23 protein-coding genes are annotated in these 19,713 nt (G+C 59.6%); 12 read left to right on the top strand and 11 right to left on the bottom strand.

Annotated elements, in window-relative coordinates; translation table 11 throughout:
- Nucleotides 1-40: 40 nt before the first annotated feature.
- The gene (locus ACOYXE_RS15425; protein WP_460926241.1) at nucleotides 41-973 is read left to right on the top strand and encodes a D-2-hydroxyacid dehydrogenase; all 933 of its coding nucleotides are present in this window, start codon (nucleotides 41-43) and stop codon (nucleotides 971-973) included.
- A 122-nt stretch (nucleotides 974-1,095) separates the two neighbouring features.
- Here ACOYXE_RS15425 and ACOYXE_RS15420 read toward each other — a convergent pair whose 3' ends face one another.
- Nucleotides 1,096-1,689 carry a nitroreductase family protein gene (locus ACOYXE_RS15420; protein WP_160056578.1) on the bottom strand — a complete coding sequence of 198 codons (594 nt, stop codon included), beginning with the start codon at nucleotides 1,687-1,689 and terminating at the stop codon, nucleotides 1,096-1,098.
- Between the two features lie 165 nt (nucleotides 1,690-1,854).
- Between ACOYXE_RS15420 and ACOYXE_RS15415 the strand changes: the two genes are divergently transcribed.
- Together ACOYXE_RS15415 and ACOYXE_RS15410 are read left to right on the top strand one after the other, a co-directional pair.
- Complete coding sequence (locus ACOYXE_RS15415) at nucleotides 1,855-2,304, top strand: YcgN family cysteine cluster protein (RefSeq protein WP_160056580.1); 450 nt, start codon at nucleotides 1,855-1,857, stop codon at nucleotides 2,302-2,304.
- Nucleotides 2,305-2,339: 35 nt separating this feature from the next.
- On the top strand, nucleotides 2,340-3,569 hold the full coding sequence (locus ACOYXE_RS15410) for a hypothetical protein (RefSeq protein ID WP_460926240.1): 1,230 nt from the start codon (nucleotides 2,340-2,342) through the stop codon (nucleotides 3,567-3,569).
- Between the two features lie 102 nt (nucleotides 3,570-3,671).
- Here ACOYXE_RS15410 and ACOYXE_RS15405 read toward each other — a convergent pair whose 3' ends face one another.
- The 4 genes from ACOYXE_RS15405 to ACOYXE_RS15390 all read right to left on the bottom strand — a co-directional run bounded on the left by ACOYXE_RS15405 (nucleotide 3,672) and on the right by ACOYXE_RS15390 (nucleotide 5,840).
- The gene (locus tag ACOYXE_RS15405) at nucleotides 3,672-4,049 is read right to left on the bottom strand and encodes a YgaP family membrane protein (RefSeq protein WP_160056584.1); all 378 of its coding nucleotides are present in this window, start codon (nucleotides 4,047-4,049) and stop codon (nucleotides 3,672-3,674) included.
- An 81-nt stretch (nucleotides 4,050-4,130) separates the two neighbouring features.
- Nucleotides 4,131-4,601: an RNA methyltransferase gene (locus tag ACOYXE_RS15400; protein ID WP_007911337.1), complete on the bottom strand. Its 471-nt coding sequence runs from the start codon at nucleotides 4,599-4,601 to the stop codon at nucleotides 4,131-4,133.
- A gap of 132 nt (nucleotides 4,602-4,733) precedes the next feature.
- Nucleotides 4,734-5,105 carry a YajD family HNH nuclease gene (locus ACOYXE_RS15395; protein WP_007911336.1) on the bottom strand — a complete coding sequence of 124 codons (372 nt, stop codon included), beginning with the start codon at nucleotides 5,103-5,105 and terminating at the stop codon, nucleotides 4,734-4,736.
- A 48-nt stretch (nucleotides 5,106-5,153) separates the two neighbouring features.
- Nucleotides 5,154-5,840 carry a spermidine synthase gene (locus tag ACOYXE_RS15390; protein ID WP_007911335.1) on the bottom strand — a complete coding sequence of 229 codons (687 nt, stop codon included), beginning with the start codon at nucleotides 5,838-5,840 and terminating at the stop codon, nucleotides 5,154-5,156.
- Between the two features lie 80 nt (nucleotides 5,841-5,920).
- Here ACOYXE_RS15390 and ACOYXE_RS15385 point away from each other — a divergent pair, with 80 nt between their 5' ends.
- Nucleotides 5,921-6,205 carry a hypothetical protein gene (locus tag ACOYXE_RS15385; protein ID WP_160056586.1) on the top strand — a complete coding sequence of 95 codons (285 nt, stop codon included), beginning with the start codon at nucleotides 5,921-5,923 and terminating at the stop codon, nucleotides 6,203-6,205.
- On the opposite strand, the gene ACOYXE_RS15380 is transcribed toward ACOYXE_RS15385, so the two are convergent.
- Complete coding sequence (locus tag ACOYXE_RS15380; RefSeq protein WP_077571551.1) at nucleotides 6,202-6,675, bottom strand: cyclic nucleotide-binding domain-containing protein; 474 nt, start codon at nucleotides 6,673-6,675, stop codon at nucleotides 6,202-6,204. The genes ACOYXE_RS15385 and ACOYXE_RS15380 overlap by 4 nt on opposite strands.
- 202 nt (nucleotides 6,676-6,877) lie before the next feature.
- Nucleotides 6,878-8,932, bottom strand: coding sequence for a S9 family peptidase (locus tag ACOYXE_RS15375; protein WP_460926239.1), 2,055 nt, complete (start codon nucleotides 8,930-8,932; stop codon nucleotides 6,878-6,880).
- A gap of 226 nt (nucleotides 8,933-9,158) precedes the next feature.
- On the opposite strand from ACOYXE_RS15375, the gene ACOYXE_RS15370 reads away from it, so the two are divergent.
- The 3 genes from ACOYXE_RS15370 to ACOYXE_RS15360 are packed head-to-tail and all read left to right on the top strand — an operon-like array spanning nucleotide 9,159 to nucleotide 11,003.
- On the top strand, nucleotides 9,159-9,656 hold the full coding sequence (locus tag ACOYXE_RS15370; protein ID WP_095119087.1) for an MFS transporter: 498 nt from the start codon (nucleotides 9,159-9,161) through the stop codon (nucleotides 9,654-9,656).
- A gap of 15 nt (nucleotides 9,657-9,671) precedes the next feature.
- On the top strand, nucleotides 9,672-10,448 hold the full coding sequence (locus ACOYXE_RS15365) for a class II glutamine amidotransferase (protein ID WP_007911322.1): 777 nt from the start codon (nucleotides 9,672-9,674) through the stop codon (nucleotides 10,446-10,448).
- A gap of 12 nt (nucleotides 10,449-10,460) precedes the next feature.
- Nucleotides 10,461-11,003 carry a DUF2937 family protein gene (locus tag ACOYXE_RS15360; protein WP_160056590.1) on the top strand — a complete coding sequence of 181 codons (543 nt, stop codon included), beginning with the start codon at nucleotides 10,461-10,463 and terminating at the stop codon, nucleotides 11,001-11,003.
- A gap of 112 nt (nucleotides 11,004-11,115) precedes the next feature.
- Here ACOYXE_RS15360 and ACOYXE_RS15355 read toward each other — a convergent pair whose 3' ends face one another.
- Nucleotides 11,116-12,030: a LysR family transcriptional regulator gene (locus ACOYXE_RS15355; protein WP_160056592.1), complete on the bottom strand. Its 915-nt coding sequence runs from the start codon at nucleotides 12,028-12,030 to the stop codon at nucleotides 11,116-11,118.
- Between the two features lie 159 nt (nucleotides 12,031-12,189).
- Between ACOYXE_RS15355 and ACOYXE_RS15350 the strand changes: the two genes are divergently transcribed.
- The 4 genes from ACOYXE_RS15350 to ACOYXE_RS15335 all read left to right on the top strand — a co-directional run bounded on the left by ACOYXE_RS15350 (nucleotide 12,190) and on the right by ACOYXE_RS15335 (nucleotide 15,912).
- Nucleotides 12,190-13,476, top strand: a complete 1,287-nt coding sequence (locus ACOYXE_RS15350; protein ID WP_460926238.1) for an MFS transporter — start codon at nucleotides 12,190-12,192, stop codon at nucleotides 13,474-13,476.
- Nucleotides 13,477-13,538: 62 nt separating this feature from the next.
- On the top strand, nucleotides 13,539-14,291 hold the full coding sequence (locus tag ACOYXE_RS15345; protein ID WP_460926237.1) for a 5-oxoprolinase subunit PxpA: 753 nt from the start codon (nucleotides 13,539-13,541) through the stop codon (nucleotides 14,289-14,291).
- The gene (locus tag ACOYXE_RS15340) at nucleotides 14,288-14,992 is read left to right on the top strand and encodes a 5-oxoprolinase subunit B family protein (protein ID WP_460926236.1); all 705 of its coding nucleotides are present in this window, start codon (nucleotides 14,288-14,290) and stop codon (nucleotides 14,990-14,992) included. The genes ACOYXE_RS15345 and ACOYXE_RS15340 overlap by 4 nt, the downstream gene beginning before the upstream one ends.
- A complete protein-coding gene (locus ACOYXE_RS15335; RefSeq protein ID WP_460926235.1) occupies nucleotides 14,989-15,912 on the top strand; it encodes a 5-oxoprolinase subunit C family protein in 924 nt (307 codons plus the stop codon). The genes ACOYXE_RS15340 and ACOYXE_RS15335 overlap by 4 nt, the downstream gene beginning before the upstream one ends.
- A gap of 92 nt (nucleotides 15,913-16,004) precedes the next feature.
- Here the strand turns inward: ACOYXE_RS15335 and ACOYXE_RS15330 are convergent, their stop codons facing one another.
- Together ACOYXE_RS15330 and ACOYXE_RS15325 are read right to left on the bottom strand one after the other, a co-directional pair.
- Complete coding sequence (locus tag ACOYXE_RS15330; RefSeq protein WP_007911295.1) at nucleotides 16,005-17,183, bottom strand: vWA domain-containing protein; 1,179 nt, start codon at nucleotides 17,181-17,183, stop codon at nucleotides 16,005-16,007.
- A gap of 12 nt (nucleotides 17,184-17,195) precedes the next feature.
- Nucleotides 17,196-18,041: an AAA family ATPase gene (locus tag ACOYXE_RS15325; RefSeq protein ID WP_007911294.1), complete on the bottom strand. Its 846-nt coding sequence runs from the start codon at nucleotides 18,039-18,041 to the stop codon at nucleotides 17,196-17,198.
- Between the two features lie 288 nt (nucleotides 18,042-18,329).
- Between ACOYXE_RS15325 and ACOYXE_RS15320 the strand changes: the two genes are divergently transcribed.
- Entirely contained in the window at nucleotides 18,330-18,626 is a 297-nt protein-coding gene (locus ACOYXE_RS15320; protein ID WP_460926234.1) for a DUF2442 domain-containing protein, read from the top strand.
- Here the strand turns inward: ACOYXE_RS15320 and ACOYXE_RS15315 are convergent.
- Complete coding sequence (locus tag ACOYXE_RS15315; RefSeq protein ID WP_405122143.1) at nucleotides 18,586-19,662, bottom strand: DUF748 domain-containing protein; 1,077 nt, start codon at nucleotides 19,660-19,662, stop codon at nucleotides 18,586-18,588. The genes ACOYXE_RS15320 and ACOYXE_RS15315 overlap by 41 nt on opposite strands.
- Nucleotides 19,663-19,713 lie beyond the last annotated feature (51 nt).

Here is a 19,713-nt window from a genome sequence, read left to right as displayed (position 1 = left end):
AATCCGGCGGCCGTCTGCACGGTTTGCGAAAGGTTTGAAGATGCGCGTTCTGATTGCTGAACACGACCACGCGATATACGCCCGGCTGCTGCGTCAGGCAGCGCCCGAGCTTGAAGTACTGACCAGCGGCGACTCCGCCGAGTTGGTCCGTCAGGCCGCCGATTGCCCGGTGTGGCTCGGTCAGCCCGATCTATTGGCGACCCTGCTGCGTCAGGGCCACCAGCCACAATGGCTGCAGTCGACCTGGGCCGGTATCACGCCGTTGCTCGCTGACGGTTTGCGCCGCGATTACCGTTTGACCCGCGCGGTGGGGATTTTCGGTCAGGTGATGGCTGAATATGTGCTGACTTACATTCTTGGCCATGAGCGCGAAGTGCTCGCGCGGCTGGTCAGCCAGGTCGAGCGCAAATGGGACAACCGCAGTGGCCAGAGTCTGGTCGGGCGCAAGGTGTTGATCGTTGGCACCGGTGACATTGGCCAGAGCGTGGCGCAGTTCCTGCTGCCATTTGGCATTGAACTGTACGGCATCGCCAGCAGTGCCCGTGAGCAGGCACCGTTTGTCGAGGTCGGTTCGATGGCCGATCTGCCGCGTCTGGTGGGCGAGGTGGATTACGTGGTCAACCTGCTGCCGAACACCGAGCACACCCACGATATCTACGACGCGGCGCTGTTCAAGCAATTCAAGCCGACCGGGTTGTTTATCAACGCCGGACGTGGTGTCGCGGTGGTTGATGCCGATCTGGTGGACGCGTTGAAGGAAGGTCATCTGGCGGGGGCGGTGATCGACGTTTGCCGTCAGGAGCCACTGCCACAGCGCCATCCGTTCTGGACCGCGTGGGGTTTGCTGCTGACCGGGCACAGCTCGGCACCGACGTCACCGGCGTTGATGGTGCAGTTGTTTGTCGAGAACCTGAAGGCGTATCAGGCGAGCGAAGCGTTGCGCGGGGAAGTGGATTTCAACCGCGGGTATTGATACACCGCAATCAATGTAGGAGTGAGCCTGCTCGCGATAGCGGTGTGTCAGACAGCATTAATGTCGACCGACACACCGCTATCGCGAGCAGGCTCACTCCTACAGTTGTTTTACGGTGTGGCTTAGAGGGTGAAGTCGCCTTCAGCCGCCAGTTCATCCAGCGGGCGGCGCGGGCTCGGCTCTTCACGGGCCTGCAGGTATTCAGCCAGCGTTGCCTTGTCACCGAGTTTGCCCACTGCCACGGCCGCGTGCAGCGCGTAACCTTCAGGAATATTCAGCTCCTTACGCGTCAGCTCCTGATCGAAACCCGCCATGCCGTGGGTGTGCCAGCCACTGATGCTCGCTTGCAGCGCCAGATGGCCCCACGCTGAACCCGTGTCAAACGTGTGCCACAACGCTGGAGTTTCCTCGGTGGCACCCGGTGCAGTGAAAGTGGTTTTCGAAATCACGATCACCAGCGCCGACGCATGTTGCGCCCAGCTACGGTTGAATTCATTGAGCAGACCCAGATAACGCTCCCAGTTCGGCGTATCGCGACGTGCATAGAGGAAACGCCATGGCTGCGAGTTGTACGCCGAAGGTGCCCAGCGCGCGGCCTCGAAGAAGCTCAGCAGGGTTTCTTCCGGAATCGCTTCCCCGGTGAAGGCGCGCGGCGACCAGCGGTCGGTGAATTGCGGGTGAATGGCGTAATCGGCAACGCGAGGGTTGGCACTCATCGAGAGATTCCTTGCTACGTTTGAGTCATGAATTCGAGGCAAAACCCTACGTGGAGGCGGTTAGGCTGACAAGCGCGATTTACCGACAGTCGCCAACGCTTGGCCCGCAAGGCCTTGAGCACTAGACTGGCGGCCTTTTCACCACCTGATGTTGATGCTTGAGCCATGGCCGCCAAAGTCGAACCGTTCTGGATACGCAAACCCCTCGATCAACTGGATCACCAGGAATGGGAATCGCTGTGCGACGGCTGTGGTCTGTGCTGCCTGCAGAAACTCGAGGATGAAGAAGACAACAGCGTTTATTACACGCGCATCGCCTGCAAACTGCTGGACCTGAAAACCTGCCAGTGCAGCGACTACCCGAATCGCATCAAGTTTGTCCCGGACTGCATCCAGCTCACCCCGGGTCAGGCTGAAGAATTCAAATGGCTGCCGCCGACCTGCGGCTATCGACTGGTCAGCGAAGGCAAGGATCTGCCGTTGTGGCACCACCTGGTGTGTGGCGATCGCGACGCGGTGCACCATGAGCGTATTTCCCAGTCCGGGCGCATGCTTGCCGAAGGCAGCGTGCCGGAAGATGACTGGGAAGATCACCTGATTTTCCGCGCAGGTTAAACACCTGCTGTTCCAAGCTTTACCAAGGAGTGCGTATGGCTGTCGGATTGCCGCAAGCGTTGATGGTTGCGCTGCTGGCGTTGAGCGCGCCGGTCTGGGCGGCGAAGAAAGTCGATCTGGATTATCACGTGCGCCTGTTGCCACAGAGCGATCAGGCCGAAGTACGCCTGACCCTGGCCAAGGGTGAAGCGGTGCGCAGTCTCGATTTCGATCTTGGCGACGGCAGCCATTACAGCGACTTCAAGGCTGACGGCCAGTGGCTGCTGAGCCCGGGCAAACAGGCGCGCGGGGTGTGGCGCCCCGCCAGCGAAAAGTCCAGCCTGACCTACCGCGTGCGCATCAGCCACGGCCGCAAGAACGGCAGTTTCGACACGCGCATGACCCCGACTTGGGCGTTGATGCGTGGCGACGAACTGGTACCGCCGGCCAAACTCGATCAGCAGGACGGCACCGAACTGGTCGCGCGTCTGCAATTCGAATTGCCTGATGGTTGGAAAAGCGTTGAAACCGCGTGGCCACGCATCGGCAAAAACAAATTCCGCATCGATAACCCGTCACGCCTGTTCGACCGCCCGACCGGCTGGATGCTGGCCGGTCACCTCGGCAGTCGCCGCACACGCCTGGGCGAAACCGAAGTCACCGTGGCCTCGCCGCAAGGGCAGGGCATGCGTCGCATGGACGTGCTGACGTTGCTGACATTCGTCTGGCCGCAGGTGCAGGCGGTTTATCCACGCCATCCGGCCAAACTGTTGATTGTCGGTGCCAACGACCCGATGTGGCGCGGCAGCCTCGGTGCGCATGAATCCATTTACGTGAATACGCGATTGCCGCTGGTCAGCGAGAGCGGTAGCAGCGCGCTGGTGCGGGAGCTGGCACAGGTGTTCGGGCGGATCAACGACGAGCAGCGCAGTGACTGGATCAGCGAAGGTTTTGCCGAGTATTACGCGATCGAACTGGTGCGCCGTGCCGGTGGCATGAGCGATGAGCGTTATCAGAGTTTGCAGGCGAAACTGGCCAGGGACAGCCAGAAAGTCACGACCTTGCGCGGCGCGCAGATCAGCCTGGCGCAGGTGTCAAAAGCAGTGATTTTGTTGCAGGAACTGGATCGCGAGATTCGCTTGAAGACGCGCAACAAGCGTTCGCTGGATGATGTGTTGCGTGGGGCGATGCATCTGGGGACAGTGAGTACCAAGGAGTTTGTGCAACTGGCCGAGAGCGTGCTTGGCGAGTCGTCCAAGGTCCTCGATACTGCATTACTTAAGTGACACCGCTATCGCGAGCAGGCTCACTCCTACAAGTGAACGCATTCCAAATGTAGGAGTGAGCCTGCTCGCGATGGGGCCCTCAACCCCACCGCAAATCTCGGATCAAACCCCGGTTTTCGGCGACTTCACCGAATCATTGCCGGTCACGGTGGCAGTGCTGGTCGCCGCTTCGGCATTGGCCTTGAGCTTGCTCAGCTCTTCGCCGGCCCGCTCGATCTTCGCCCGCACGTTATTCATGTCCTGACGACTCTTCTCGATCAGGCTTTTCACCGAACTGTGCCCGGTAATCCCGCGCGCCATCGCCACGCCGCCAATCGCCACCTGAATCAAGCCGAACACACCGCCACGGCGCAGGCCCTTGCCGACCATGATCACGCCACCGGCCAATGAGCCGATGCGCTCCCAGCCTTCGACGTTCTGCTCGGGATGGCTCTGGAACGGGGTGGATTCGATACGTTCGACACGTTTGAGCTCGGTCATGATCTTTCTCCAGGCAATGAATAATCGATAAACAAGCTGACTGCCAGAGCAGTCAGCTCGTTCCATCGGATGTGCGACGCTTCAGCGGAATTTTGGCCCGGAGCGGGTGTTCAAGCCCTTGGCCATGCGGTCGTAGAGCACGACGTTGACCGTGGCGGCGAGGTTCATGCAGCCGGTGGTCGGGATGTACACGACGTCTTCGCACCAGTCGCGGATCTCTTTGTCCAGCGATCCGTCTTCGGGGCCGAAGATGTACAGGGCGCGATCCGGGTGGGTGTATTCCGGCAGCGGGCGAGCGCCTTCGACCAGTTCCACGGCGACCGGTACGCAGTTGAGCGGGAGGATCTTTTTCAGATCGTCGATGCCGATCAGCGGGATGTCGTAGTGCACGCGTTTGGTGTCGGTGACGAAGTCGGCGGCGCGTTCATAACGCTTGCCGGTGTAGAACACCGACGCCACGCCATAACAGCCTGCGGCGCGCATCACCGAACCGACGTTCTCCGGTGATTTGGGGTTATACAAACCAATGCAGCTGTACCGTTTGTCTGCCACGAGCGGGGTGCCTTCGGGAAAAAGAGCGCGATTATACGGGGATAAGATCAAAAGATCGCAGCCTTCGGCAGCTCCTACATTTGGATGGTGTACACCCTGTAGGAGCTGCCGAAGGCTGCGATCTTTTGCTTTTTAATCTTCTTTCTTCATCAACCCGGCCAACGCGGCAAACGGGTTATGCGTCGCCTTGGCAATCTTCGGCGTGCTCAGCGAGCCTTCGCTGAAATACTGCTGGTCGGTATAGCGCGAGTGTTCGTTGTCGTGGCAATACAGGCACAACAATTCCCAGTTAGAGCCGTCCTGCGGGTTGTTGTCGTGGTTGTGGTCGCGGTGGTGCACGGTCAGTTCGCTCAGGCGCTTGCCGGAAAACTCACGGGTGCAGCGGCCACAGACGTGCGGGTACATCTTCAGGGCTTTGTCGCGGTAGCCCATTTCCTTGTCGCGCTGGTTGTCGGCGAGGATGCGATCCAGTTTCGACGTATTGGTTGGGGTGGACGAACTCATGGGTTCACCTTTGTAAAAGACTAATGACGGTTATGCGCAGAGTTTAGCTCAGCCTTTGAGCTTCTCGGCAATCCAGATCGTGTGGCGCGTGCCCTTGTTGCCATGGGCGAAGACCTGAACTTCTTCGGCCTTGAAACCGGCCTTCTTCAATTTGTCGGAAAACAGCCGATCGGCGCTGGCCGACCACACCGCCAGCACACCTTTCGGTCGCAATGCTTTGGCACAGGCATTCAGACCAGCGGCGGAGTACAGCCAGCTATTGGCCTTCTGGGTCAGGCCTTCGGGGCCGTTGTCGACGTCGAGCATGATCGCGTCGAAGCCGTTCGGTTCGCTTTGCAGCACCTTGGCCACGTCTTCCTGACGGATCACCGTGCGCGGATCGAGCAGCGGCCGGCCGGACTTCTCGCCGAGCGGGCCACGGTTCCACTCGACCACGCCGGGCACCAGTTCCGCGACCACCACTTCAGCGGTTTTGCCCAGATGCTTGAGCGCCGAGGCGAGGGTAAAGCCCATGCCCAGACCGCCGATCAGCACCCGTGAGTCCGGCCGCCCGGCCACTTTACGGCAAGGAATTTCGGCCAGAGCATCTTCGGAGCCGTGCATGCGCGTGTTCATCAATTGCCCGCCGTCGCCGCCCTGGATCTTGATGACGAAGTCCTCGCCATATTCGAACAGGCACAGGGCACCGCCGCTTTCAGGGATCGGGGTGGTGTCGAGCAGAACGAAACGTTTCATGGAAATCTCTACAAGGGGGAAGGCAAGCAGGCCCGTTGGGAGTAGCCTGAGCGCAGACTAGAGGCCAAACGGAGCCCTTGATGAAGCGCACCATTCTAACGGTCATTGCCCTGGCCGCGCTCTCGATTACTGCAGTGCAGGCGCAACAGACAATACCGGTCAGCCCGGCGCCGCAACCCGGCGCGCCCGGCACCGCGACGCCGACGCCGTATCCGCAGATCACGCCGATCAACATTCCCAAGTCGGGTGCCGGCAGTGGCAGCCCGCCGCTGGTGCCGATTGAAATGCCCAGCCCGCCGAGCAAGGATCAACCTGTGCCGGGCATTGAACCGAGCGGCACCAAAGCGAAAACCCCCGGCGGTTAAACCTGTTGCGCCGCCAGTTGACCGTCGGCCATGCGCAGGCGTTTCGACAGGGATACGGCGAGGGCGCGGATGATCTTCGCGGCGATCTTCGGCGCGTCGTTGAGCATTTTTTCCAGCGAATCCTTACCGAGGTTCAGTAGCTGGCAATTAGTCGCGGCGACGCAGGTGGCCGAGCGGCGTTCACCGTCCAGAACGGCCATTTCACCGAACGCCCGACCGCTGCGCAGGGTGGCCATAGTGATCACCTGACCATCGGGCCCGGTTTTCTGCACGGCGACCTGGCCGGTGTGGAGGATGCACATGAAACTGCCGGCATCGCCCTCGCGGAAAATCGCCTCGCCCTCAGCCACAGTGCTGATGCTGAAGTAGCCGGAAGCGGCCGCAAAGTCGGCCAGTTGCAATTGATCGAACAGGCCGCAGTCCATCAGCCAGTCGCGGATTTCGTTGTTCAGTAAGGTCGGTTCTGACATGTCGTCACGGTCTTTTTGTTTTCACTGTTTCAGGCTTCAGACGATCCCTTGTAGGAGTGAGCCTGCTCGCGATAGCGGTCGGTCATTCAAATCATCTTTAACTGACATACCGCTATCGCGAGCAGGCTCACTCCTACAGGGGATCTGTGTGGTATCGGCCTCTTGGGTCTGCAATTAAGACCCAAGTGACCGACGGAGTTCCTCAGGCCAGGCCCAAAACCTTGAAAACAAATGCATATTCGAGCGCTACGTCACGTAATCCCTGATAACGCCCGCTCATTCCGCCATGCCCGGCGCCCAATTCGGTCTTGAGCAGCAGCACATTGTTGTCGGTCTTGGTCGCGCGCAATTTCGCCACCCACTTCGCCGCTTCCCAGTACTGCACGCGGCTGTCGTTATAGCCGGCGATTACCAGCGTCGCCGGATAGTCCTGCGCGCTGACGTTTTCGTACGGCGCATACGCCTTGATTCGCTCGTAAACCTGCGGCTCTTCTGGATTGCCCCACTCGTCGTACTCGGTAACGGTCAGCGGCAGATCCGGATCGAGCATGGTATTGAGCACGTCGACGAACGGCACCTCAGCAATCGCCACGCCGAACAGATCGGGACGCTGGTTGAGCACGGCACCGATGAGCAAACCACCCGCGCTGCCGCCACTGATCGCCAGTTTTTCAGCTGTGGTGATGCCGTTAAGGATCAAGAACTCGGCGCAGGCAATGAAGTCGGTGAAGGTGTTGTGTTTGTGTTCCTGCTTGCCGGCGCGATACCAGGCTTCGCCCAGTTCACCGCCGCCGCGCACATGGGCGATGGCGAATGCCATGCCGCGATCCAAGAGGCTCAGACGGGCGTGGGAGAACCACGGATCAAGGCTCGAACCGTAAGCGCCGTAACCGTAGAGATACAGCGGCACCGCTTGGCCGACCATTTCGCGCTTCATCACCAGGCTGATCGGCACTTGCGTACCGTCCGGTGCGGTCGCCCACAAACGCTGGCTGACGTACGCGTCGGCGTCGAACGGGCCGAGTACCGGGGTTTCTTTCAAAACGGTTTGTTCGCCACTGGCGAGGAGCAGTTGGCGAACCTGTGCCGGGCGGTTTAGCGCCTCGTAGCGCAGACGAATGCGGTCGCTCTCGAACTCCAGGCTGTTTTGCACATAGAGGCTGTAGGTCGCGTCCGGCAATTGCACGCGATAAGGCGTCAGACCGTGTGGGTGAACTTCGATGATCGGCAGGCCACCCTCGCGCAGGCTCAGGGTCATGGCGTCGGTGTTGAGGCTGACGCCATCGAGCATCACTGTGTCGCTGTGGGGGATCAGGTTTTGCCAGTCGGCTTCGGTCGGCGCGGTGCCGCTGTCCGGCGCCTGGTACAGGGCGTAGTTGATGCCGTCGCGGTTGGTGCGGATAAACCATGTCCACACGCCATCGAGCAGACCGTGATCGACATCGTATTCATGATCTTCGACCCGTGGCGCCAGGCAAGTGAAGGGCTGGTGCGGCTGATTGGCGTCGAGCGCCCAGACTTCGCTGGTGGTCTTGCTACCCAGCGACAGCAGCAATTGCTGCTCGGAACTGGAACGGTAGCAGTGCAGGAAGAAACGCCCGTCCGGCTCGTGGAAAACTTCTTCGGCAGCGGTGCCGTCGAGGCGATAACGGAACAGTTTGTGTGGACGATGGGTGTCGTCGAGTACGCCGAAAAACAGGGTCAGGCTGTCGTTGGCCCAGGTCATGCTGCCGTCGCAGTCTGCGAATTCCAGTTCGCTGACTTTGTCGTTGGCCAGTTCCTTGACGAACAACGTGTAGATTTCATCGCCCGAGGCGTCGACGCTGTAGGCCAGACGCTGGTGATCCGGGCTGATGCTGAACGCACCCAGTGAGAAAAAACCGCCATTGGCCAGCACATTCGGGTCGAGCAGCAGTTGTTCGCGGCTTTCGTCGAGGCTCAGGCTATCGTCTGCCGGACGCGGGCAGCGGTAATGCCGGGCGTATTCGTCGCCCGCCGTGGTGCGGGTGTAATACAGATACGGGCCCCACGGCGAGGGCAGGGACAGGTCGGTTTCCAGAATCCGGCCCTTGATCTCCTCGAACAGGGCTTCGCGCAGTTCAGCTTGATCGGCGGTTTGCGCTTCCTGATAGGCGTTTTCGGCCTTGAGGTAATCGAGCACCGCGTCGGTGTCGCGCTCCTGCAGCCAGGCATACGGGTCGGCACCGGCAGCCTTGTGGGCGATCGGGGCACTGATGACGTTGGCGGATTGGGGCATGGAAGGCTCTCGGACAATGTTCGGAATAAAGGTTTTCGCGGATCGTGAAACCGCCGCAGTCCCCTGTGGGAGCGAGCCTGCTCGCGAATGCGGTGGGTCAGACAACAAAGTTTCAACTGACAGTCCGTATTCGCGAGCAGGCTCGCTCCCACAGGTCGTGTGTCTATTGGGACAAGCCGCACGGGCGAAAAGTCGTTACTATAAGCGCCTCTTTGCCTGCCTTGCCATGGACACCATGACCGAGAACGACTATCTGATCGCCTGGGGCCTCTACGCCTTTGCCGCTGTGGGCTGCCTGTTGGTATGGATGCGCCTGACTACCTGGATGTGGCGCTGGTTGCGCGAGCCGCTGCGCGTGTTGATGGCGGTGTTGCTGTTCAGCCCGACCATCATTGATCCGGTGAAAGCCAAGGTTGCGCCGTCCATTGCCATCACCGCGCTGGACCTGGCCTTCAAGGTCGGCAACAACGCCTGGCGTGCAGTCTCCGATCTGTTCATGTACAGCATGATCGCTTTCGGCATTTACCTGATTTTCGTGGCGATCCGCTTCCCGATCGAACGTGCTTCGCGTGCGCGTCGTGAACAGGCAGAAGCCGCCAAAGCCGCCGCCCGCGCCGATGATCGCGATGACGATCAACCGTTTGGCGGCGCCGGTGATGACCGTTATGGCCGTCCACCTCTGCCGAATAATCCGCAGCGCATGCGGGTCGAGCCGCGCCTGTAACCCGAGAGTCCGCACATGTGTGAATTACTGGGCATGAGTGCCAACGTGCCGACCGATATCGTGTTCAGCTTCACCGGCTTGATGCAGCGCGGCGGCCGCACCGGCCCGCACCGCGATGGCTGGGGCATTGCCTTCTATGAAGGCCGTGGCTTGCGCCTGTTTCAGGACCCGGCCGCGAGTTGCGAGTCGGAAGTCGCCAATCTGGTGCAGCGTTATCCGATCAAGAGTGAAGTGGTCATCGGCCACATCCGCCAGGCCAACGTCGGCAAAGTCTGCCTGTCCAACACCCACCCGTTCGTCCGCGAACTGTGGGGACGCAACTGGTGCTTCGCGCACAACGGCCAGCTCGCCGATTTCACCCCGATCAAAAGCTTCTACCGCCCGGTCGGCGATACCGACAGCGAAGCGGCATTCTGCGATTTGCTCAACCGCGTGCGTGCAGCATTCCCGGAGCCGGTCGATATAGAAGAACTGCTGCCGGATCTGGTCGCCGCGTGCGCCGAATACCGCAGCAAAGGCGTGTTCAATTGCCTGCTCAGCGATGGCGACTGGCTGTTCTGCTATTGCTCGACCAAACTCGCACAGATCACCCGTCGCGCACCGTTCGGCCCGGCGCGTCTGAAGGATGTCGACGTGATCGTCGATTTTCAGGCGGAAACCACGCCCAACGACGTGGTCACGGTGATCGCCACTGAGCCTTTGACCGAAAACGAAACCTGGACCCGTTACGAACCGGGCCAATGGAGCCTGTGGCGACGCGGCGAATGCGTCAGTCAGGGCAAGACCGAATAAGGATTGCACCCCATGTTGCTCAGTTATGTACGGCTGGTTTTGTTTGCGGCGGGCCTGTTGATTGGTGTCCAGGTGCCGGGTTTCATCAACGATTACGCGAAACGCGTCGAGGCGCATCTGATCGAAGCGCAGACCGGTCTGCGCGGTTTTCAGGGCACGGCTGATCAATTCTTCAAAGGCGATATGCAGGCGCTGGTCGCGCATTATCGCGCCAGTGAAGACCCAGTGTTTCGCAGCGATGCCGACAGCCTGAACACGTTGCTCAGCCGTCAGATCGCGCTGGACAAGCAGTTCCAGGCGATGCAAGGCCCGTGGTACATCCGCTTTCTTCAAGTGGTGCTGGCCGCTGATCCGGATATCCGCAAGGAAACGTGGAACGGCTACAGCTACCAGATCCTGCTGACCCCGGAAGCGATGATCTGGGGCATGAGCGGCGCGTTGCTGCTGTCGTTCGGGGTTGAGTGCCTGTTCCGCTTGATCGATTGGGTCGTGCTCGGTGGCCGGCGCCTGCGTCAGAGCCGGCCGATCGAAGACCGCGACGTGCGTGGGTTGTAACAGCTCAAGATCAAAAGATCGTCCGATCGCGGCCCGAACCTTCGGCAGCTCCTACAGAGATCAATGTAGGAGCTGCCGAAGGTTCGGGCCGCGATCGGACGATCTTTTGCTGTTAAGGGGTCAAAACCACATACCCATCACCGACCTTCTGCGCATACCCCACCAGCACCTGCTGACACAACGTCACAATCTCCTCGACCCACTCAACCCCCACCCGCCACGACACCACCACCTGCAAGTCCGGCGGCCGTTGATCAATCGCCAACAAGGTCAATTCGCCCCGCGCCAGTTCCTCAGCCACCAGCACCGGCGGCAGCACACCAATACCAAACCCATCACGCAACAACCGCGTGATCGCCGACACCGAATTCACGCAATTCAAGCGCGGCGCTATCACGCCGCTCGCCTGCATCAACGCCAGCAGGTCCTGATGCGGCCGGGAGTTTTTCGAGTAGGTGATGATCCGCTCCTGCGCCAGTTCGGTGAGGTCGGCGTAGTCGCGGTTGTAGATCGAATTACTGGCGACAATCCAGCCCAGCGGATGGCTGGCCAGCTCCAGACTGCGCACGCTTTCATGGCGGATCAGGTCAGTTTGCAGAACGATGTCGAGAAAGCCTTTTTGCAATTGATCGCAGAGGTTCAGCGAAGTATCCGCCACCAGCTCGATTTCCACCCGTGGATACAGGTCGGTCATTTGCGCCACCAACGGGCTGAGCCAGGTGTGAATCACCGTGTCCATCACGCCGATACGTACACGGCCGACCTTGCTCGACCGGGTCTCGATCGACTGTTTCAGTGCTGACATGGTGTCCAGCATCTGCTCGGCATACTCCAGCACTTTCAACCCTTCGGGCGTCAGGCTGACACCACGTGAATCGCGCAAAAACAGCTTCACCCCCAGCTCACCCTCCAACACCGCGATGCGGCTGGAAATCGACGCCTGGGTGGTGAACAGCTTGTCGGCGGTCAGGCGAAAACTCTTCAGGCGGGCGACCCAGACAAAGGTCTCGAGAAACTTCAGGTTCATGGGCAAGGCTCGGGTGACAAATTTTTCTTATGGCTAAGGCGGGTTTTTATTCGTTGGACGCAGCAGGGCCGCGCGACGAAAAATCGACGCATCCGGTCCCCACGATAGGCGTCGTCGGGGCTACGAACAAGACCAATAAAAAACCTGCGGAGATAAGCCATGCGTGCTCCCGACACCCTAGAAGTACCCAAGGCAACGGCGCGTCCCGGGCCTTTCGACTGGTATCGCAACATCAACCAACAGGAGCGCCGCACGTTCTGGAGCTGCAAGATCGGCTACGGTCTGGACGGCATGGACACGCAGATGCTCAGCTTCGTCGTGCCGACGCTGATCGCGATGTGGGGCATTACCACCGGTGAGGTCGGGCTGATTCACACCAGCACCTTGATCGCTTCGGCCATCGGCGGCTGGGTCGCCGGAATTCTCTCCGACCGCATCGGTCGTGTGCGCACCCTGCAACTGACCGTGCTGTGGTTCGCCTTCTTTACCTTCCTCTGCGGCTTCGCGCAAAACTACGAACAACTGCTGATCGCCCGGACCTTGATGGGCTTCGGTTTCGGCGGCGAATGGACCGCCGGGGCGGTGCTGATCGGCGAGGTCATCCGCGCCAAGGATCGCGGCAAAGCGGTGGGCATGGTGCAATCCGGGTGGGCGTTGGGCTGGGGACTGACGGCGATTCTGTATGCGTTGCTGTTCTCGGTATTGCCGCCGGAAGATGCCTGGCGGGCGCTGTTCATCCTCGGCATCGTGCCGGCGATTTTTGTGATTTTTGTCCGCCGTCTGGTGAAGGATCCGGAGATCTACCGCGAAGCCAAGGCGCAGCAAACGCCAGAAAACCAATCGAAGTTCTATGAGATCTTCGCCCCCGGCATGCTCTTCACCACGTTTCGCGCTTCGCTGCTGACCACCGGCGCGCTGGGTGGTTACTACGCGATCACTTCGTGGCTTCCGACCTTTCTGAAAAACGAACGCGGCTTGAGCGTACTCGGCACGGGCGGTTATCTGGCGATGGTGATTGTCGGCTCTTACGTCGGTTACGTGATCAGCGCTTATCTGACTGACCTGCTGGGGCGGAAAAAGAACTTCATCCTCTTCGCAGTCGGCTCGTTCACCATCGTTCTGCTCTACACGCAGTTGCCGGTGAGCAACGGCGTGATGCTGTGGCTGGGCTTCCCGCTGGGCTTCTTCGCCTCGGGGATTTTCAGCGGCATGGGCGCGTTTCTGACCGAGCTGTTTCCCACGCGAATTCGCGGTTCGGGGCAGGGCTTTTGCTACAACATCGGTCGGGCGCTGGCGGCATTGTTTCCGCTGCTGATTGGTCTGCTTAGCCAGAAAGTACCGTTGAGCGTAGGCATTGGTGCCTTTGCCGCAGTGTCTTACGGCGTGGTGATTATCGCGGCGTTGAGTCTGCCGGAAACCCGAGGCAAGCAACTCGATGCGCAGTAACTGATAACCTGCGCAGCACAGTCCTACAGATAAAAAGACAAGCACCTACAGGAGTGTTCACCGTGAGCCGCCTGCTATTGAATTGCGACATTGGCGAGAGCTTCGGCAGTTGGACCATGGGTCTGGATGCCGAGGTCATGCCCTTCATCGATTGCGCCAACGTGGCCTGTGGTTTCCACGCGGGTGATCCGAGCATCATGCGCAAGACCGTCAGCCTGGCGTTGAGCCACGGCGTGCAGATCGGCGCACACCCGGCCTATCAGGACCTGGTCGGATTCGGTCGACGTTCCATGGCGTACTCGGCGCAAGAACTGCAAGACATTCTGCATTACCAGATCGGTGCCCTCGACGGCATCTGCCAAGCCCAGGGCGGGCGCGTCAGTTACGTCAAACCCCATGGCGCGATGTACAACGACATGATGGCCAACCCCGCGCAATTGCGTGCAGTGATCCAGGCGGTGGCTGCTTACGACCGCAGTCTGCCGGTGATGCTCATGGCTACTCGCGACAACTGCGCCGCGCAGCAGATCGGTGATGAGTACGGAGTGACCCTGTGGTTCGAAGCCTTCGCTGACCGCGCTTACGACAGTGCCGGCAAACTGGTTTCACGGCAATTGCCGGGCGCGGTGCATCACGATGCCGAAACCATTATCGAACAAGCCCTGACCATCGCCCGTGGCGACAGCCTCAGCGCCAACGACGGCAGTGCCTTGCTGCTGCACGCCAATACCCTCTGCGTGCACGGCGACAACGCCAGTTCGGTCGCCGCTGTGCAGCGCATTCGCGAGGCCCTGAATCAGCAGAGTGCGCCATGAACCCAAGGATTGAAGTGGTGGCACTGGATTGCCTGATGCTGCGGCTGTTCGATGAAATCGTCGAAGCCAACATGCCTTGGATGCTCGCTGCCAGTGAGCGTTTGCGTGCGGCATTTGGCGCGCAATTGATCGATCTGGTGCCGTCGTATACGACATTGATGGTGCATTACGATCTGACGGCTCTGAGCCCGAGTCAGGCGCGGGAGTTGATCGCCGAGGCGTTGATCGACCTGTCGCCGAATGTGCGAACTGGCGGTCAATGTCATGTGTTGCCGGTCTGGTATGACTTGAGCGTCGGCCCGGAATTGGTCCTGCTGGCCGAGCGCAGTGGGCTGGCAGTGGAGGAGGTGATACGTCGCCACAGTGGTCGCGAATATCAGGTGTTTGCGCTTGGCTTTGCGCCGGGATTCGCGTTTATGGGGTTGGTCGAAGAAGTGCTTGCCGCGCCTCGCCTGAACACGCCACGCAAAAAAGTCGCTGCCGGTAGCGTCGGCATTGCCGAACGGCAGACGGCGGCTTACCCCGTGGTCTCTCCCGGCGGCTGGAATCTGATCGGCCGCACCCCGGCCAAATTGTTCGACCGCAACCGCGAGGGCTACAGTCTGATGCAACCGGGCGACACGGTGCGATTCGAAGCGGTCAGTCATGCCGAGTTCGTCAATCTGGGCGGCGATGACACGCCACTGGAGGTGCAGGCATGAGCCGACTGACGATTGAAGCGAGTACGCCGCTGTGCCTGTTGCAGGACGCAGGACGTTTCGGCGTGCGCCATCTGGGCGTCACCCAGGGCGGCGCAGCGGACTGGTGCTCAATGAGCTGGACCAACTGGTTGCTGGGCAACGGACTGGATGTGCCGGTGATCGAAATCACCCTCGGCGGCTTTGCCGTCATCGCGGAGGAGGACTGCTTGCTGGCGCTGGCTGGAGCTGATCTTGGCGCGCAGATTGAGGGTCAACCGCTGGCGCCGTGGCGCAGTTTCAAGTTGGGTAAAGGACAGAAGTTGCTGTTCACGCAGCCGTTGCTTGGGGCTCGGGCCTATCTGGCGGCGCCCGGTGGTTTTGATGCACCGAAGGTGCTGGGCAGTAGCGCCACGGTTGTACGTGAAGAACTCGGTGGTCTGGATGGCATGGGTTTGCCGTTGGCCGCGGAATCAACGCTGAGTTATCGCGGGGAATCGCTGTGGGTACGGGAAGTGCCGTTGGCGTTGCGGCCGGATCTGAAGTCGAATGCACCACTGGATCTGGTGCTCGGTGCGCAGATTGGCCATTTCAGCGGGCAGAGTCTGTTCGATGCATTCAACAGTGCCTGGAGGCTGGACAGTCGCGCCGATCGCATGGGCATTCGCTTGCTCGGCAAAGCGTTGCAATACCAAGGCCAGCCGATGATTTCCGAGGGTATTCCGTTAGGCGCCGTTCAAGTGCCACCGGACGGGCAGCCGATTGTGTTGCTCAATGATCGGCAGACGATTGGCGGGTATCCGCGATTGGGCGCGTTGACGCCGATGGCGTTGGCGCGGTTGGCGCAGTGTCTGCCGGGGGCGCAGGTGCGGTTGCGGCCGGTGGTGCAGGAGGTTGCGCACCGTGAGCACATCAAATATCTGCAGCGCTTCAAAGATAGCTAGAAGCATCGCGAGCAGGCTCACTCCTACAGGGGAACGCATTCCAAATGTAGGAGTGAGCCTGCTCGCGATAGCGTCCGTACAGACAAAGCAGGTTATTTGGAAAGAAACCGCATCCCTTCCTCAAGCCCGCGCAACGTCAACGGATACATCTGATCCTCGATCAGATCCCGCACGATATTGGTCGATGAGGTATAGCCCCAGGTATCTTTCGGATACGGGTTGATCCAGATGAGCTTCTTGTACTTCTCCATGAAGCGCTGCATCCACACGTAGCCCGGCTCTTCGTTCCAGTGCTCGACACTGCCGCCGGCCTGGGTGATTTCATAGGGCGCCATGGCGGCGTCACCGATGAAGATCACTTTGTAGTCGGCGCCGTACTTGTGCAGCAGGTCCTGAGTCGACGTGCGCTCTGAAGTGCGGCGCATGTTGTTCTTCCACACCGATTCGTAAACGAAGTTGTGGAAGTAGAAATACTCCAGATGCTTGAACTCGGTCTTGCAGGCCGAGAACAGCTCTTCGCAAATCTTCACATGCGCGTCCATCGAACCGCCGATGTCGAACAGCAGCAACAGCTTCACGGTGTTGCGTCGCTCGGGGCGCATCTGGATATTCAGCAGACCGGCGTCCTTGGCGGTGTGGTCGATGGTGCCGTCGATGTCCAGCTCTTCTGCCGCGCCTTGGCGGGCGAATTTGCGCAGTCGGCGCAGGGCGACTTTGATATTGCGCGTGCCCAGTTCCACCGAATCATCGAGGTTCTTGTATTCGCGCTGATCCCAGACTTTCACCGCTTTGCCTTGGCGTTTGCCGGCATCGCCAACGCGAATGCCTTCCGGGTTGAAGCCACCGGAGCCGAACGGGCTGGTGCCGCCAGTGCCAATCCATTTATTGCCGCCGGCGTGGCGTTCCTTCTGTTCTTCCAGACGTTTCTTGAACTCTTCGATCAGCTTGTCCAGACCGCCGAGGGACTGGATCTGCGCGCGTTCCTCGTCGCTCAGCGAGCGCTCGAACTCCTTGCGCAGCCAGTCTTCGGGAATCAGCGCCTGCAAGTGATCATCGAGCTTTTCGAGACCATTGAAGTAGGCGCCGAACGCGCGGTCGAACTTGTCGAAATGGCGTTCGTCCTTGACCAGAATCGCCCGCGACAAGTAGTAGAACTCGTCCATGTCGGCGAAGGTCACGCGCTGTTTCAGCGCGTTGATCAGGTCGAGCAACTCGCGCACGGACACCGGCACCTTGGCGGCACGCATTTCATTGAACAGGTTGAGCAACATGGCATCAGCCTCTTAGCGGGTGCCGCGACGGCTCATGAACGCCAGGCGCTCAAGCAGTTGCACGTCCTGTTCGTTCTTCACCAGCGCACCGGCCAGCGGCGGGATGGCTTTAGTCGGATCACGTTCGCGCAGCACCGCTTCGCCGATGTTGTCGGCCATCAGCAGCTTGAGCCAGTCGACCAGTTCCGAGGTCGAGGGCTTCTTCTTCAGGCCCGGCACCTTGCGCACATCGAAGAACACGTCCAGCGCTTCGCTGACCAGATCCTTCTTGATGTCCGGGTAGTGCACGTCAACGATTTTCTGCAGGGTGGTGCGGTCGGGGAAGGCGATGTAGTGGAAGAAGCAGCGGCGCAGGAAGGCATCCGGCAGCTCTTTTTCATTGTTAGAGGTAATGATGATGATCGGGCGCTTCTTGGCCTTGATGGTCTCGTCGATCTCGTAAACGTAGAACTCCATCTTGTCGAGTTCTTGCAGCAAGTCGTTAGGGAACTCGATGTCAGCCTTGTCGATTTCATCGATCAGCAGAATGACCCGCTCTTCGGACTCGAACGCCTCCCAGAGCTTGCCTTTCTTCAAGTAGTTGCGCACGTCGTGGACTTTTTCATTGCCCAATTGCGAGTCGCGCAGGCGGCTGACCGCATCGTACTCGTACAGGCCCTGATGGGCTTTGGTGGTGGATTTGATGTGCCAGGTGATCAACTTGGCGCCGAACGATTCGGCCAGTTGCTCGGCGAGCATGGTCTTGCCGGTGCCCGGCTCGCCCTTGACCAGCAGCGGCCGCTCCAGAGTGATGGCGGCGTTGACCGCCAGCTTCAGGTCATCGGTGGCGACGTAGGCCTGGGTGCCTTCGAACTTCATCTGCTAATCCTCGAACGGTAACGCCGACCTGACGGGCAGGGCGGGGGCGAAATAATCGGATGCCCGACTATAACGCGCAGGCCGGTCGACTGTGAACGCAGACGGCTTATTCAGTCTCTGAATGGGGCGTCACATGTTGACTCAGTCTCGGCCGATGGCCGGTATTCAGGCCTCGTTGATTTGACGATAGCCTTAAGGATGTCCACTGAATCTGTGGCGAGGGAGCTTGCTCCCGCTGGGCTGCGAAGCAGTCCCCATGTGCCTGGAGGCGCTGAATTGATGCTATCCATGAAACGACCACGCTTGGCGGCAGTTACTGCACTCTCTGATTGCCGGCTTGCACTGGACTTTGTTGATGGTCGAGCGCTGCCACTCGATTTGAGTCGAGATATTCAAACGTGTAAGCAGTTGCAGCCCTTGCTTGATCCCCAAGTCTTTGCGACTGCCATCTTGGGCGATAAAGGTTGGACCGTTGAATGGCCGGCCCCGGATATTCAGATTGGCGCCGATACTCTATATCTGGATGCTTTTCCAGAAATGAACCCTAACCCGCATCCGGCTTCGGCCGCTCATACCGCGCATTGAATGCCTGTACGAAACCATTACGCAAAATCTGCAAAAACGCTTCGAACGCGCTGATATTTTGCTGATGTACGTTGCCTCTGAGCTCAACTTTGGTGGCGAACTGGTTTTTCGCCTGGTTCTTCAGCACGGTTTCCGTGCCGCCCACCAGCGCCTCCCAGACCGAGCGGAAAATGCTCTTGTTCTTGTTTTCCACGTCCTGCTGCCAGTTGAACACTTCGACATCGCGCAGCAGCGGTTTGATGTAGCCGTTGACCTGGGCCTTTTTTGCCTGGGCTTCGATCACCACGTCACCGTGGCCGGCGTTGAAGTCGAACTTGCCGTAGGCCGAGGCGAAGTCGTTCATTCGTTTAAGTTCGATGTCTTTGGCGCGCAGACGGAATTCGAAGTCCTCGAAGTTGCTCAGCGGGTCGAACGTGGCGGTGGTTTCCAGCGGTGCATGCCCCAGCAGCAGGGCTTTGCCTTCAAAGCGGGCGTCGCGTTTGCCCTGTTTGTCGACTACGTTGGTCAGGTTGTAGATGCTGGCGTCGACATTGGTCGCGTTCATGTTGACCGGTGGCTTGGAGTTGAAATTGCGGAAGCTGATCTTGCCGTCTTGAATCTGTACTTCGTCGAGGGTGATCGGCAGCAATTTACCCAGTTGCGCGCGCCAGTCGGTTCCTTGACCGGTCTGGGAGTTCTGCTTGTTGGCCCCGCCATCGACGAAATTGATCTCGGGATTGACGAATTTCACTTGCGCCACCACAGCATGGTCGTACCACAGCGAATGCCAGCTGACCGCCAGATCGATCAGCGGTGCGTTAACGAATGGTACCGGTACCTTGCCGTCGACCTTGACGATTTTCAGCCCGTTGATCTTGTAGGCGCCGCGCCATAGGGCCAGATCGACATCAGTGATCTGGCCCCGATAATCACCCATATCCGCGAGTTTGCCGTTCAGGTAGTCGCGCACCATGTAAGGCAGCGCAATATGCAGCGCGATCAGCAGCACAACGACGACGACAAAAATCCCTAGTGGCCAACTGTAGCGACGCTTCATGACGGCAATTCCCTGACGATGTAAGCGATTGACTATTGCCTGGCGCAGTCG

It is taken from the genome of Pseudomonas sp. MC6 (genome assembly GCF_054790575.1).
This window is presented reverse-complemented; position numbering and strand designations above follow the sequence as displayed.

What these genes read in the sequence shown, in the direction of transcription:
- ACOYXE_RS15425 (WP_460926241.1), top strand. Translation starts at nt 41, where the DNA reads ATGCGCGTTCTGATTGCTGAACACGACCACGCGATATACGCCCGGCTG.
- ACOYXE_RS15420 (WP_160056578.1), bottom strand. Translation starts at nt 1,689, where the DNA reads ATGAGTGCCAACCCTCGCGTTGCCGATTACGCCATTCACCCGCAATTC.
- ACOYXE_RS15415 (WP_160056580.1), top strand. Translation starts at nt 1,855, where the DNA reads ATGGCCGCCAAAGTCGAACCGTTCTGGATACGCAAACCCCTCGATCAA.
- ACOYXE_RS15410 (WP_460926240.1), top strand. Translation starts at nt 2,340, where the DNA reads ATGGCTGTCGGATTGCCGCAAGCGTTGATGGTTGCGCTGCTGGCGTTG.
- ACOYXE_RS15405 (WP_160056584.1), bottom strand. Translation starts at nt 4,049, where the DNA reads ATGACCGAGCTCAAACGTGTCGAACGTATCGAATCCACCCCGTTCCAG.
- ACOYXE_RS15395 (WP_007911336.1), bottom strand. Translation starts at nt 5,105, where the DNA reads ATGAGTTCGTCCACCCCAACCAATACGTCGAAACTGGATCGCATCCTC.
- ACOYXE_RS15390 (WP_007911335.1), bottom strand. Translation starts at nt 5,840, where the DNA reads ATGAAACGTTTCGTTCTGCTCGACACCACCCCGATCCCTGAAAGCGGC.
- ACOYXE_RS15385 (WP_160056586.1), top strand. Translation starts at nt 5,921, where the DNA reads ATGAAGCGCACCATTCTAACGGTCATTGCCCTGGCCGCGCTCTCGATT.
- ACOYXE_RS15380 (WP_077571551.1), bottom strand. Translation starts at nt 6,675, where the DNA reads ATGTCAGAACCGACCTTACTGAACAACGAAATCCGCGACTGGCTGATG.
- ACOYXE_RS15375 (WP_460926239.1), bottom strand. Translation starts at nt 8,932, where the DNA reads ATGCCCCAATCCGCCAACGTCATCAGTGCCCCGATCGCCCACAAGGCT.
- ACOYXE_RS15370 (WP_095119087.1), top strand. Translation starts at nt 9,159, where the DNA reads ATGGACACCATGACCGAGAACGACTATCTGATCGCCTGGGGCCTCTAC.
- ACOYXE_RS15365 (WP_007911322.1), top strand. Translation starts at nt 9,672, where the DNA reads ATGTGTGAATTACTGGGCATGAGTGCCAACGTGCCGACCGATATCGTG.
- ACOYXE_RS15360 (WP_160056590.1), top strand. Translation starts at nt 10,461, where the DNA reads ATGTTGCTCAGTTATGTACGGCTGGTTTTGTTTGCGGCGGGCCTGTTG.
- ACOYXE_RS15355 (WP_160056592.1), bottom strand. Translation starts at nt 12,030, where the DNA reads ATGAACCTGAAGTTTCTCGAGACCTTTGTCTGGGTCGCCCGCCTGAAG.
- ACOYXE_RS15350 (WP_460926238.1), top strand. Translation starts at nt 12,190, where the DNA reads ATGCGTGCTCCCGACACCCTAGAAGTACCCAAGGCAACGGCGCGTCCC.
- ACOYXE_RS15340 (WP_460926236.1), top strand. Translation starts at nt 14,288, where the DNA reads ATGAACCCAAGGATTGAAGTGGTGGCACTGGATTGCCTGATGCTGCGG.
- ACOYXE_RS15335 (WP_460926235.1), top strand. Translation starts at nt 14,989, where the DNA reads ATGAGCCGACTGACGATTGAAGCGAGTACGCCGCTGTGCCTGTTGCAG.
- ACOYXE_RS15330 (WP_007911295.1), bottom strand. Translation starts at nt 17,183, where the DNA reads ATGTTGCTCAACCTGTTCAATGAAATGCGTGCCGCCAAGGTGCCGGTG.
- ACOYXE_RS15325 (WP_007911294.1), bottom strand. Translation starts at nt 18,041, where the DNA reads ATGAAGTTCGAAGGCACCCAGGCCTACGTCGCCACCGATGACCTGAAG.
- ACOYXE_RS15320 (WP_460926234.1), top strand. Translation starts at nt 18,330, where the DNA reads ATGAAACGACCACGCTTGGCGGCAGTTACTGCACTCTCTGATTGCCGG.
- ACOYXE_RS15315 (WP_405122143.1), bottom strand. Translation starts at nt 19,662, where the DNA reads ATGAAGCGTCGCTACAGTTGGCCACTAGGGATTTTTGTCGTCGTCGTT.